This is a genomic window from Micromonospora sp. URMC 107 (genome assembly GCF_051386315.1).
Lineage (GTDB): Bacteria > Actinomycetota > Actinomycetes > Mycobacteriales > Micromonosporaceae > Micromonospora.
This window is the reverse complement of the sequence record NZ_JBPQTK010000152.1, coordinates 1-13,091: the sequence shown is the minus strand read 5'-3', so window position 1 is coordinate 13,091 and position 13,091 is coordinate 1. Positions and strand designations below refer to the sequence as shown.

General features: G+C 73.1%; 11 protein-coding genes. 9 read left to right on the top strand and 2 right to left on the bottom strand.

Annotated features, from left to right (window positions below; genetic code table 11):
• The coding region (locus ACSNN9_RS24960) for a TetR/AcrR family transcriptional regulator (protein WP_436675659.1) at positions 1–585 on the top strand (585 nt) is incomplete at its 5' end.
• Positions 586–714: 129 nt separating this feature from the next.
• Here the strand turns inward: ACSNN9_RS24960 and ACSNN9_RS24955 are convergent.
• Positions 715–2,634: a helix-turn-helix domain-containing protein gene (locus ACSNN9_RS24955; RefSeq protein WP_436675658.1), complete on the bottom strand. Its 1,920-nt coding sequence runs from the start codon at positions 2,632–2,634 to the stop codon at positions 715–717.
• Between the two features lie 14 nt (positions 2,635–2,648).
• On the bottom strand, positions 2,649–3,431 hold the full coding sequence (locus ACSNN9_RS24950) for a 3-hydroxybutyrate dehydrogenase (RefSeq protein ID WP_436675657.1): 783 nt from the start codon (positions 3,429–3,431) through the stop codon (positions 2,649–2,651).
• Positions 3,432–3,624: 193 nt separating this feature from the next.
• Between ACSNN9_RS24950 and ruvC the strand changes: the two genes are divergently transcribed.
• From ruvC to ACSNN9_RS24910, 8 genes are all read left to right on the top strand, one after another.
• A complete protein-coding gene (gene ruvC, locus ACSNN9_RS24945; RefSeq protein WP_436675656.1) occupies positions 3,625–4,152 on the top strand; it encodes a crossover junction endodeoxyribonuclease RuvC in 528 nt (175 codons plus the stop codon).
• The gene (gene ruvA / locus ACSNN9_RS24940; RefSeq protein WP_436675655.1) at positions 4,149–4,751 is read left to right on the top strand and encodes a Holliday junction branch migration protein RuvA; all 603 of its coding nucleotides are present in this window, start codon (positions 4,149–4,151) and stop codon (positions 4,749–4,751) included. Before ruvC ends, ruvA begins: the two co-directional genes overlap by 4 nt.
• Entirely contained in the window at positions 4,748–5,818 is a 1,071-nt protein-coding gene (ruvB, locus tag ACSNN9_RS24935; RefSeq protein WP_436675654.1) for a Holliday junction branch migration DNA helicase RuvB, read from the top strand. Before ruvA ends, ruvB begins: the two co-directional genes overlap by 4 nt.
• Before the next feature lie 138 nt (positions 5,819–5,956).
• Positions 5,957–6,301: a preprotein translocase subunit YajC gene (yajC, locus tag ACSNN9_RS24930; RefSeq protein ID WP_436675653.1), complete on the top strand. Its 345-nt coding sequence runs from the start codon at positions 5,957–5,959 to the stop codon at positions 6,299–6,301.
• A gap of 259 nt (positions 6,302–6,560) precedes the next feature.
• The gene (gene secD / locus ACSNN9_RS24925; protein WP_436675652.1) at positions 6,561–8,492 is read left to right on the top strand and encodes a protein translocase subunit SecD; all 1,932 of its coding nucleotides are present in this window, start codon (positions 6,561–6,563) and stop codon (positions 8,490–8,492) included.
• A 1-nt stretch (position 8,493) separates the two neighbouring features.
• Positions 8,494–9,684 (top strand): protein translocase subunit SecF, encoded by a 1,191-nt coding sequence (gene secF / locus ACSNN9_RS24920; RefSeq protein WP_436675651.1) that lies wholly within the window; start codon positions 8,494–8,496, stop codon positions 9,682–9,684.
• A 101-nt stretch (positions 9,685–9,785) separates the two neighbouring features.
• Complete coding sequence (locus tag ACSNN9_RS24915; protein WP_436675650.1) at positions 9,786–10,352, top strand: adenine phosphoribosyltransferase; 567 nt, start codon at positions 9,786–9,788, stop codon at positions 10,350–10,352.
• A 169-nt stretch (positions 10,353–10,521) separates the two neighbouring features.
• On the top strand, positions 10,522–13,035 hold the full coding sequence (locus ACSNN9_RS24910) for a RelA/SpoT family protein (protein ID WP_436675649.1): 2,514 nt from the start codon (positions 10,522–10,524) through the stop codon (positions 13,033–13,035).
• Positions 13,036–13,091 lie beyond the last annotated feature (56 nt).

Below are 13,091 nucleotides of genomic sequence, written 5' to 3'. Positions count from 1 at the left end.
CGATCTCCTCGGCCGCCCGGGCGGCCGAGGAGCGTCCGCGCGGACGAGGCGATCGTCGAGGCCACCCTCGACCTGCTCGCCGACGGCAGCACGATCGAGGCGATCTCGATCGAGGCGATCGCCGCCCGCGCCGGGGTCGGCAAGGCCACCATCTACCGCCGCTGGCCCGGCAAGGACGCGCTGCTGCGCGACGCCCTGCGCACGCTCAAGGGCACCCCGCCCGAGCCCGCCGGCCACTCGGTCCGCGACGACCTGATCCTGCTGGTGGGCGCGGTCGGTCACCACATCGACCCGCGGGCGGCGCGGATCATGCCCTGCCTGGTGCCGGAGGTCAACCGCAGCCCCGAGCGGTACCAGCTCTACCAGAACATCATCGAGCCCCGGCGGGAGATGATGCGCGAGGTGCTGCGGCGCGGGATGCGCGCCGGCGAGCTCCGCGCGGATCTCGACGTCGAGGTGGTCATGGCGATGCTGACCGGCCCGATGCTGGTGCAGCGCGTCCTGCGCTGGCACCCCGACCTCGACGAGGCGACGCTGCCGCAGCGCATCGTCGACGGCGTGCTGGACGGCATCCGCGCCCGCTGACGCCCCCGCCGCCCGACGGCGAGCGGCCAGGCGCCCGGCGGCGGACGGCCAGGCGGCCGGTGGTGGGGGTCAGGGAGTGGGCGGCCAGGCTGTGGGCGGTCAGGCTGCGGGCGGTCAGGCTGCGGGCGGTCAGGCGGCCGGCGTACGCAGGCGGTGCAGGCGCAGGGCCAGCTGCACCTCCAGCGCCCGCTCCGGCTTCTGCCAGTCCGCGCCGAGCAGTTGCCCGACCCGCTCCAGCCGCTGGGTGACCGTGTTGACGTGCACGTGCAGCAGCTCGGCGGCCCGGGCCAGGCTGCCACCCACCCCGAAGTACGCCTCCAGGGTCTTCACCAGCGCGGTGCCCCGCCGGGCGTCGTAGTCGACGACCGGCCCGACGGTGGCGGTCAGGAACCGGTTCACGTCCTTGTCGCCCCCGTCGCCAACCGCGCCCAGCAGCAGCCCGACGAAGCCCAGCTCGGCGGTGCTCGCCCCCTGCCCCGAGCGGCCCAGCGCGCCGAGCGCGGTCAGGCACCGCTCCGCCTCGGCGAACGTCACCGCCAGCGACGCCGGCCCCGTCGACGGGCCGCTCGCCCCGGCGGTCACCGGCCGGTCGGTCACCCGGGACAGGTCCCGGGCCACCGCCCGGGCGCTGCCGCCCGCGTCCCGGCCCGGCAGCATCAGCACCACCCGCCCGTCGCGGGCCGCCGCCAGCCCGCCCCGGGTCGAGGCGTACGTGGTGGCCCAGGAGAGCACCCGCTGCCGGGCCGAGCCGGTCGCGGCGATCGCGTCGTCGCCGACCGCCACCAGCACGTGCGGGGCGTCCAGGTCCACCCCGAGCCGGCGGGCCCGGCTGCGCAGCGCGTCCGTGTCCCGCAGCGGCCGGGCGATCAGGTCGTCGAGCAGTTCGCCCCGGACCCGCCCCTCCGCCTCGGCGACGGTACGCCGGAACAGCAGCAGCAGCGCCGTCACCAGCGCCGCCCGCTCCAGGATCCGCTGGTCGGCGTCGACCAGCTCGTCGTCGGGGCGCAGCACCAGCGCGCCCATGTTCTCCGCCCCGGCCACCACGGCGGCGTACCAGAGCCGGCCCCGGCGCACGCTGCGGCCCTCCGTACGCGAGGCGGCCACCGCCTCCACCATGTCCGCCCGGTCCGGCTCCTCGATCTCGCCGACCCGGGCCAGCAGCCGACCCTCCGCGTCGAGCGCCAGCAGCGCCCCGCCCAGCACGTCGGTGACCGCCGCGGCGACGTCCTCCACGCCGCCGCCGCGCAGCACCAGCGCCGTCATCCGGTCGTGTGCCGCCGCGGCCCGCTCCACGGAGCTGCTGTGCGCCCGGATGGTGGTGTTCGCGAACGACAGCTCCTCCAGCGCCGCTCGCGTCTCGGCGAGCAGCCGCGCGGTGTCGATCGCCACCGCCGCGTGCGCGGCGAGGGAGACCAGCAGCGCGACCTCCTCCCGGACGAACGGCCGGGCCGAGCGGTTGGCCGCGTAGAGGACCCCGATCGAGGTGGAGCCGAGCCGCAGCGGGACCCCGAGGATGGCCACCAGCCCCTCCTCGCCCACGCCGGCGTCGATCTCACCGGTGTGGTGGAAGCGGTCGTCCTCCGGGTAGTTCGCGGTGACGTACGGGGCGCCGGACTGGGCCACCAGGCCGCCGAGGCCGGCGCCCATCGGCAGCCGCAGCTGCTGGAAGCGGGCGGAGACCGACCCGTCGGTGACCCGCATGTACGTGTCGCCGCGCTCGTCGTCGTCGAGGGTCATGTAGGCGACGTCCGCGCCGAGCAGGTTGCGCGCCCGGTGCACGATCGCGCGCAGCACGTCGTCCAGGTCGCGCAGCCCGGCCAGGTCGCTGACCGTGTCGTACAGCCCGGAGAGCTCGACCTCCCGGCGGCGGCGGCGTTCCAGCAGCGCGCGGACCCGCAGCGCCACCGTCTTGGCCTGCTCCAGCTCGGCGAGCCGCTCGGGCGGCAACCCGGCGGCGCGCGCGGCGACGAGCGGCCCCTCGAACTCCACCGCGGCGGCCTCGCGGGCGAGCAGCTCCAGGAACTCCACCGGTGACGACATGACCGACATTGTGCGGCTTGCCACTAGTTCGCCGTCCAGCCCCCGTCGAGCGCGATGGACGCGCCCGTGATGAACGCCGCCGGCGAGGAGCAGAGGTAGGCCACGAGTTCGGACACCTCCTCCGGCTCGATCAGCCGCTTGATCGCCGCCCGGGCGAGCATGATCTTCTCGACCACCTCGCTCTCGGGGATGCCGTGGCTGGCGGCCTGGTCGGCGATCTGGCTCTCCACCAGCGCCGTGCGCACGTACGCCGGGTTGATGCAGTTGGCGGTGACGCCGTGCGCGGCGCCCTCCAGCGCGACCACCTTCGACAGCCCCTCCAGCGCGTGCTTGGCGGAGACGTACGCCGACTTGTACGGCGAGGCGCGCAGCCCGTGCACCGAGGAGATGTTCACGATCCGCCCCCAGCCCCTGGCGTACATGTGCGGCAGCGCCCGGCGGATGATGAGGAACGGCGCCTCCACCATCACCCGGTGCAGGTGGGCGAAGCGTTCCGGGGAGAACTCCTGCACCGGCGCCACGTGCTGCAGGCCGGCGTTGTTCACCACGATGTCCACGTCGGCGTCGAGCCGGTCCACCGCGTCCGGGTCGGCCAGGTCCACGCCCTCGGCCCGTCCGCCGGCCTCGGCCGCCACCGCCTTGGCCGCCTCGATGTTGCGGTCCACCACCAGCACCTCGGCGCCGGCGGCGGCCAGCCGCAGGGCGCAGGCCCGGCCGATGCCGCTTCCGCCCCCGGTCACCAAGGCGGTACGACCAGCGAGGTCGACGTGTACGACGTGGGGGACCGCCACGGGTTCTGCCGTCATGGCGCATGAAGTTACGAGCTGTGTGTCCGGGCGCACATGGGCCGGCGACACATACTCAACGGCCGGAGTGTGTGGTCGCCGCGCGCCCCGGCCGGCGTGTCGGCAAGCCCGGCGTGTCCCCGGCGGCGGGGTGTCGCCCGGCTCGGTAGGGTGTCGAACACACGTACTGCTGGCGGCTGGGGGAGGAGGCGGCGTGCGGGTGCTGGGCGTCGACCCGGGGCTGACCCGGTGCGGGGTCGGCGTGGTCGAGGGCGTGCCGGGGCGGCCCTGCACGCTGGTCGCCTACTACGTCGTCTACACCGATCCGGGCGACGATCTGGCGCTGCGCCTGCTGCACCTGGACCGCTCGCTCACCGACCTGGTGGCCGAGCACCGGCCCGACAGCGTCGCCGTCGAGCGGGTCTTCAGCCAGCACAACGTCCGCACCGTGATGGGCACCGCCCAGGCCAGCGGGATCGCCGTGCTCGCCGGTGCCCGCGCCGGGCTGCCCGTGCAGACCTACACGCCCAGCGAGGTGAAGGCGGCCGTGACCGGTTCCGGTCAGGCCGACAAGGCGCAGATGACCGCCATGGTCACCCGGCTGCTGCGGCTGGCCGAGCCGCCGAAGCCGGCCGACGCCGCCGACGCCCTGGCGCTGGCCATCTGTCACGTGTGGCGCGGCGGGACGCGCTCCAAGCTGGCCGCCGCGGCCGACCGGGTACGACGAGGAGGAGCCAGATGATCGCCAGCGTGCGCGGGGTGGTGACCGCGACCGGTCCGGACCACGCCGTGGTGGAGGTCGGCGGGGTGGGCCTGGCGGTGCAGTGCGCCCCGGGCACCCTCGCCGACCTGCGGGTCGGTCAGCCCGCCCGGCTGGCCACCAGCCTGGTCGTCCGGGAGGACTCGCTCACCCTCTACGGCTTCGCCGACGACGACGCCAAGCAGCTGTTCGAGCTGCTCCAGACCGCCAGCGGCGTCGGCCCCCGGCTGGCCCAGGCCGTGCTCGCCGTACACACCCCCGACGCGGTGCGCAAGGCGATCGCCAACGCCGACACCGCCGCGCTGACCCGGGTGCCCGGCATCGGCAAGAAGGGCGCGGAGCGCCTGGTCCTGGAGCTGCGCGACCGCGTCGGCCCGGTGCCGGTCGGCGCCGACGGCGCGGCCGGGGTCACCGGCGGGGCCTGGCCCGAGCAGGTCCGGCAGGCGCTGGTCGGGCTCGGCTGGACGGCCGGGCAGGCCGACCAGGCGGTGGCCGCGGTGGCGGAGAGCGTCGACGGTGAGGTCCCGCCGGTGCCGGTCCTGCTCAAGCAGGCCATCCGGCTGCTGGGCCGCACCCGGTGACGGGGCCCGACGGCGGGCTGGTCTCCGCCTACGTGCACGACGCCGACCTGGACGCGGAGGCCACCGTCCGGCCGAAGCGGCTGGAGGAGTTCATCGCCCAGCACCGGGTCCGCGACCAGTTGGACCTGCTGCTCCAGGGCGCGATGCGGCGCGGCTCTCCGCCCGACCACATCCTCCTCTCGGGGCCGCCTGGCTTGGGTAAGACGACCCTGGCCAACATCGTCGCGGCCGAGCTGGGCTCGGGCATCCGGGTGACCAGCGGCCCGGCGATCGAGCGTTCGGGCGACCTGGCGGCCATCCTGACCAGCCTCGCCGAGGGCGACGTGCTCTTCATCGACGAGATCCACCGGATCGCCAAGCCGGCCGAGGAACTGCTCTACAGCGCGATGGAGGACTTCCGGGTCGACGTGATCGTCGGCAAGGGCCCGGGCGCGACGGCGATCCCGCTGGACGTCGAGCCGTTCACCCTGGTCGGCGCGACCACCCGCTCCGGCCTGCTCACCGGGCCGATGCGCGACCGGTTCGGCTTCGTCGCGCACCTCGACTTCTACTCGCCGGCCGATCTGGAGGTGCTGCTGCGTCGTTCGGCCCGGATCCTCGGGGTGCCGATCACCGACGAGGGCGCCGCCGAGGTCGCCGGCCGCTCCCGGGGCACGCCCCGGATCGCCAACCGCCTGCTGCGCCGGGTCCGCGACTTCGCGGAGGTCCGGGCCGACGGGGTGGTCACCCTGGAGACCGCCCGGGCCGCCCTCACGGTGTACGACGTCGACGCGCTGGGTCTGGACCGGCTGGACCGGGCGGTGCTGACCGCGCTGGTCGAATCCTTCCGGGGCGGGCCGGTCGGCCTGTCCACGCTGGCCGTGGCGGTGGGTGAGCAGCCGGACACGGTGGAGGAGGTCTGCGAGCCGTTCCTGGTCCGGGCCGGTCTGCTGGCCCGGACGCCGCGCGGCCGGGTCGCCACCGAGGCCGCCTGGCGGCACCTGGGCCGTACGCCCCCGAATGGTACATTTGGCGCGGATACCCCTCCCGCGCCCGATCTGTTCTCCGTGGATGCCGATCAGCCGTGATGTGAACGTGATCTGTGCCGCATTCGGCGTTCCCAGGTGCAGGGATTAGACTCGCGCCGGTCTGTACAGGACGTGAGAATCCGCCTCCGCTCCGACGCGCCCGCGCCGGGACGGCGGCCAATGGGAAGGTCTTTCACCGTGCTTTACGCAGCAGAGGGCGGCGGGGGTGCCGGCAGCCTGACGCCGATCCTCATGATCGCTCTGCTCTTCGGCGTCATGTACTTCATGATGATCCGCCCACAGCAGAAGCGCCGCCGTGAGGCGGAGTCCATGCAGTCCGCTCTCGCCCCCGGCGACGAGGTGGTCACCATCGGTGGGCTCTACGGCACGGTCACCGGCGTGGACGACGACACCGTCCTGCTCGAGGTCGCGCCCGGTGTGCAGACCCGGTACGCCCGTCCGGCCATCGCCCGGGTCGTCAGCCAGGCGGAGCGCCCGGCCGACGAGGCGGTCATTGAGGACGCGGACGTCGTCAAGGAGTGACGGTCGCTCCCGCCCCGCGCGGGGTGGTGGTCGCCGGACTCCGGTGACGACTTCCCCCGAACGGGGCAGCGGAGGCGACGTGAAAACTGGATAGTTGGGCCCGACGCCGGAAGTCGGCTCGTCCCGTTCCGCTCGGCGCCCCCGCGTCGAGCCTCGGAGCCGGATGCCGGCCTCCGACGCCGGCCCGTCGGAACCGCCGGCCGGACCGGCCGACACCCGCCGCACCAGCGGCGCGACCGTACAGGGAGACAGGACAGCCGTGGCACCACCTCAGGGACAGATGCGGCCGGGACGGCAACTGGCCGTGCTCGGGCTCATCTTCGTCGTCCTCTATCTTTTGGTGTTCTTCGCGGGCGGCGCCAGCGGCGGCTTGAAGGACAGGCTCGAGCCCAAGCTCGGCCTGGACCTCGTCGGCGGCACCCGGCTGACGCTGGAGGCGACCAACACCGTCGACGGCCGGGCCCCCACGGCGGAGAACCTCGAAGAGGCCCGCCGGATCATCGAGAGCCGCGTCAACGCCTTCGGCGTCGCCGAGGCCGAGGTGGTCACCGAGGGCAACCGCAACATCGTGATCTCCCTGCCCGGCGAGAACCGCGACATCACCGAGGTGGGCAGCGCCGCCGAGCTGCGCTTCCGCAAGGTGCTCAGGGCCGCCGACGGCAGCGGCGCGGCCGCCGCCCCGCCGCCCGCCGCCACCCCGGCCCCCTCCGGCAGCGCGGCTCCGGCCCCGTCGGGCAGCGCGAAGCCCTCGGGCAGCGCCGCCCCGTCCGGCAGCGCCGCGCCGAAGGCGACCGCGTCGCCGAGCGGTGGTCAGGGCGGCATGGCCCCGGCCCCGAGCGCCAGCGCGTCGGCCGCGCCGAGCGCCACCCCCTCGGCCGGCGCCGCCACCCCGACGCCGAGCGCCAGCGGCGCGCCGGTGCCGCAGAGCGTCGAGGAGCAGCGCAAGGCCGTCGAGCAGAAGGTCGGCGCCGCCGCCTGGGCCGCCGCGAGCGGCCTCAAGGCCCCGGCCGACCTGACAGCCGACCCGTCCCTGGCGGAGAAGCTCAAGCCGTTCGCGGGTCTCGACCCGCGCGAGGTCGCGGTGCTGCCGGCGACGATGCAGTTCAACGTGCCGCAGATCGGCTGCGCCCAGCTCGACAAGCGCCCGCCGGCCTCCATCTCCGCCCCCGACCAGCAGGTGGTGGCCTGCGAGGACGGTGCCGCGAAGTACCTGCTCGACCAGGCGAAGGTGCTCGGCACCGACGTCGAGGACGCCGACGCGGTGCTGGACCAGACCAGCCAGTGGGTGGTCAGCCTCGACTTCAGCGGCCCCGGCCAGGACAAGTGGACCAACCTGACCCGCGAGGCGTTCAACAACGAGGGTCAGGCCTGCGACGCCACCGCCCTCGGCCAGGACGGCAAGTGCCGCGTCGCGGTCGTGCTGGACAACGAGATCGTCTCCTCGCCCGAGATCCAGGGCGTGCTGACGGGCAACTCGCAGATCACCGGCAACTTCACCCAGCGCGACGCCAGCGAGCTGGCCGGCAACCTCCGCTACGGCGCGCTGCCGGTCACCTTCGACGCACAGGAGTCGCAGAACGTCACCGCCACCCTGGGCGCCAGCCACCTGCGGGCCGGTCTGCTCGCGGCGGGCATCGGTATGGCGCTGGTCATCATCTACTCGTTCTTCTACTACCGCCTGCTCGGCTCGGTCATCTTCCTGAGCCTGGTCCTCTCGGCGCTGCTGGTCTTCGGCGCCCTGGTGGTGCTCGGCCGGCAGATCGGCTTCACCCTCACCCTCGCCGGCATCGCCGGCATGATCGTCTCGCTCGGTGTGGCGGCGGACTCGTTCGTCATCTACTTCGAGCGGCTCAAGGACGAGATCCGGGAGGGGCGCAGTCCGCGCAGCGCGGTGCCGCGCGCCTGGATCCGGGCCCGCCGGACGATCATCTCGGCCAACGCGATCACGCTGATGTCGGCGGTGGTGCTCTACGTGGTCTCGGTCGGCGCGGTGAAGGGCTTCGCCTTCGCCCTCGGGCTGGCCACGGTGCTGGACCTGGTCGTGGTCTTCCTCTTCCGGCACCCGATCATGACGATGTTCGCCCGCACCTCCGCATTCCTGTCCCCGCGGGTCAGCGGTCTCGGCCGGGCGCTGCCGCCCCGGACGGCCGAGCCGGCCACGTCCCGCAACCCGCGTGCCAAGGAGGCCTGAGATGGCAAAGAGTGGTCTCGCTAGCCGCCTCTACCGCGGCGAGGCCGGCCTCGATATCATCGGCCGGCGCAAGGTCTGGTTCGGCGTCGCGCTCGTGCTGGTCCTGCTGTCGGCGCTCAGCTTCGGGCTGCGCGGCTTCAGCCTCGGCATCGAGTTCGCCGGCGGCAACTCGTTCCAGATCCCGGCCAGCGTCGGCACGCTGGAGCAGACCGAGCTGGAGGTCGAGGAGGCCCTCGGCACGGCCGGTGGCGGGGCCGAGGTGGTCACCACGCAGAAGGTCGGCGGCACCGGCGGCGACTTCTACGAGGTGCGGACCACCCAGGTCGACACCGAGCAGGCCAACGCCGTGAAGGCCGAGATCGCCGAGAAGTTCGGCATCGACGCCGCCGCCATCAGCGGCAACCAGGTCAGCGAGGCGTGGGGCAGCCAGGTCACCTCCCGCGCATTGCTGGGTCTGGTCATCTTCGTCGCGGTGGTGATGATCTACCTGATCCTGCGCTTCGAGTGGCGGATGGCTGTCGCGGCCGTCTCCTCGCTGATCATGAACCTGGTCCTCACCGCCGGCATCTACTCGCTGGTCGGCTTCGAGGTCACCCCGTCGACGGTCATCGGGTTCCTCACGATCCTGGGCTTCGCGCTCTACGACGTGGTGGTGGTCTTCGACAAGGTGCAGGAGAACACGCGCGGCATCACCGCGAACAACAACCAGACGTACGGCGAGGCGGCCAACCTGGCGATCAACCAGAGCCTCATGCGGTCGCTGAACACGTCGGTGGTCGCGCTGCTGCCGGTCGGCGGTCTGCTCTTCATCGGTGCCGGCCTGCTCGGCGCGGGCACCCTGAAGGACCTCGGCCTGGTGCTCTTCGTCGGTATGGCGGTGGCGTTCCTGACCTCGATCCTGCTGGCCACGCCGCTGCTGGTGCTGCTCAAGAACTACGATCCGCGGATCCAGGCGCACAACAAGCGGGTGCTGGCCCGTCGGGGCGCCATCGCCCGCGGCGAGGTCACCCCGAAGGGTGCCGCCCGCTCCGCCGAGGCCGTCGACGAGCCGGTCGACCCGGAGTCGGCCGCGCTGGCCGGCGCAGCGCCGAGGGTGGGCGCCCGACCGGCCGGGAAGCGCCCGACCGGTGCCCGGGGTGGCCGGCCGGCCGGCGGCGGTGGCAACCGGCCGGGTGGCGGCAAGCGGCGCTGAGCCGGGCCGGGCAGACCCGGTAGGAACCGAACCGACGGCGTCCTTCATGCTGTGCGAGCAGCATGCAGGACGCCGTCGTCGTGAAGGGGAGCGGAACTGCCGTGACGGAGACCCACAGCACCGTGGTCCGGGGGGACAGCGGCCCGGACGCCGCCGCGCTGGTCGCCAGCCGGGTGCTCGACGTGCCCGACTTCCCGAAGCCCGGTGTCATGTTCAAGGACCTGATGCCGCTGTTCGCCGACGGCGACGCGTTCCGCGAGGTGATCGACGGGATCGTCGCGTACCACGGGCGGGACTCGTTCGACGTCGTGGTCGGCATCGAGGCGCGTGGGTTCGTGGTCGCGGCGGCCATCGCCTACGCGACCGGGATCGGCGTGGTGCCGGTGCGCAAGGCCGGCAAGCTGCCCCGTCCGGCCTACTCGGCCTCCTACGCCCTGGAGTACGGCGAGGCCACGCTGGAGGTGCACGAGGACGCCTTCACGGCCGGGCACCGGGTGCTGGTGGTCGACGACGTGCTGGCCACCGGCGGCACCGCCGAGGCGACGCTGGACCTGGTGGAGCGGGCCGGCGGGACCGTCGCCGGCTTCACCGTCCTGCTGGAACTCGCCTTCCTCGGCGGCCGGGAGCGGCTGGCCCCGCGTCCGGTGCATGCCCTGTTGACCGTTTGACCCGCCGACCGTCGGGCGGAGGCGGTGCGGACCGTCCGGCGGAGCGGCGGGGCACCGTCCGTGCGGGTAGCATTGCCCTTTGCTGACCGGGCGGGACCCGTCCGGGCGGCGCGAGACCAGGCCGGCCGGCGCACGGTCGGTGACTTCCCGGCGAGCGGTGAGGAGGCCGGTGTCCCACGATGTCGCCCCTCCGGTGGAGGGCACGGTGTACCCGACAGGCGACGCGGACGGCTCGGTGACCGCACGGAACGGTGACGCGCAGGCCCCGGAGGCGGGCCCCGGCGCGGCCGGCCCGGCCGAGCCCGTACGCCCCGACCAGCCGGCCGCGACGGCCGGCGGCGCGGGCGCGGCGACCGAGGGGGTCGTGCTTCCCTTCCCCACCGACGGCCTCGACGACCACGTGCCGAGCGCTGGTTTCGCGCTCTCCACCGCCCCCACCGGCCGCAGGGTCCGGGCACGGCTGGCGCGGTTCAACGCGCCGTGGCAGTCCTCGCAGGTCAGCGAGGTGCTGGAGCCGCTGATCTCGACCCACCGGGACGCCCACCCCAAGGCCGACGCGCGGCTGCTGCAGCGCGCCTTCGACACCGCTGCCCGCTGGCACTCCGGGCAGTACCGCAAGTCCGGCGACCCCTACATCACGCACCCGCTCGCGGTCGCCACGATCCTGGCCAACCTGGGCATGGACACCACCACCCTGGTCGCCGCGCTGCTGCACGACACCATCGAGGACACGGAATACACCCTCGACCAGATGCGGGCCGACTTCGGCGGCGAGGTGGCGCTGCTGGTCGACGGGGTGACCAAGCTCGACAAGGTCAAGCTGGGCGACGCGGCCAAGGCCGAGACGATCCGCAAGATGGTCGTCGCGATGGCCAAAGACCCGCGGGTGCTGGTGATCAAGCTGGCCGACCGGCTGCACAACATGCGTACCCTCACCTTCCTGCCCCGCCCTAAGCAGGAGCAGAAGGCGAAGGAGACGCTGGAGATCCTGGCCCCGCTGGCCCACCGGCTGGGTATGAACACGATCAAGTGGGAGCTGGAGGACCTGGCCTTCGGCACGCTCTTCCCGAAGCGCTACGAGGAGATCAACCGCCTCATCGGGGAGCACCAGCCGCAGCGCGAGGCGCTGCTGCGCCAGGTCACCCAGAAGGTGCAGACCGACCTGAAGGCCGCCAAGATCAAGGCGGAGACCACCGGGCGGCCGAAGCACCTCTACTCGATCTACCAGAAGATGATCGTGCGGGGTCGCGACTTCAACGACATCTACGACCTGGTCGGGGTGCGGATCCTGGTCGACACGGTGCGGGACTGCTACGCGGCGCTGGGCGTGATCCACGCCAACTGGCAGCCGGTGCCGGGCCGGTTCAAGGACTACATCGCGATGCCCAAGTTCAACATGTACCAGTCGTTGCACACGACGGTCATCGGGCCCACCGGCAAGCCGGTGGAGATGCAGATCCGCACGTACGCGATGCACCGCACCGCCGAGTTCGGCATCGCCGCACACTGGAAGTACAAGGAGCACAAGGGCACCCAGATCGTCGGCCCGCCCGCCCACATCGACGAGATGACCTGGCTGCGCCAGTTGCTGGACTGGCAGCGGGAGGCGGCCGACCCGAGCGAGTTTCTCGACGCGCTGCGCTTCGACCTGTCCAGCCAGGAGGTGTACGTCTTCACCCCGAAGGGTGACGTCATCCCGCTGCCGACCGGCTCGACGCCGGTGGACTTCGCCTACGCGGTGCACACCGAGGTGGGGCACAAGTGCATCGGGGCGCGGGTCAACGGCAAGCTGGTGCCGCTGGAGTCGACGCTCTCCAACGGCGACGTGATCGAGATCTTCACCTCGAAGTCCGACACCGCCGGCCCGACGCAGGACTGGCTGGGCTTCGTCAAGAGCCCGCGCGCCCGCACGAAGATCCGCCAGTACTTCAACAAGGAGCGGCGCGAGGAGGCGATCGAGGCCGGCAAGGACGCGATCGTCAAGGCGATGCGCAAGCAGGGCATGCCGTTGCAGCGGATGCTCACCTCCGACGCGCTGATGGCGATCGCCCGGGACCTGCACCTGGCCGACGTGGCATCCCTCTACGCCGCCGTCGGCGACAGCCAGGTCTCCGCCCAGTCGGTGGTGCAGAAGCTGATGGCCGCGTACGGCGGCGAGGAGGGCGCGGCGGAGGACATCGCCGAGACCGCCGTCGCCACCCGGCCACCCCGCAGCCGGCAGAGCAGCGCCGATCCGGGCGTGGTGGTGCGCGGGGTCAGCGACGTGTGGATCAAGCTGGCGCGCTGCTGCACGCCGGTACCGCCGGACTCGGTCTTCGGCTTCGTCACCCGCTCCGGCGGGGTGAGCGTGCACCGCGACGACTGCGCCAACGCCGAGGACCTGCGGGCGCAGGCCGAGCGGGTGGTCGAGGTGAGTTGGAAGCTCACCTCGGCGTCGACGTTCCTGGTCGCCATCCAGGTCGAGGCGCTGGACCGGCACAAGCTGCTCGCCGACGTGACCCGGGTGCTCTCCGAGGAGCGGGTGAACATTCTCTCCGCGACGGTCACCACCACCCGCGACCGGGTGGCCGTGAGCCGGTTCAGCTTCGAGATGGCGGACCCGAAGCACCTCGGTCACCTGCTGGCCGCGGTCCGCAAGGTCGACGGCGTCTTCGACGCCTACCGCGTCACCTCCGGCGCCTGACCCGGCCCGATCCTCCGCCCGACGGCGCGCCCCGGCCCCCCCACCGAGCCGGGGCG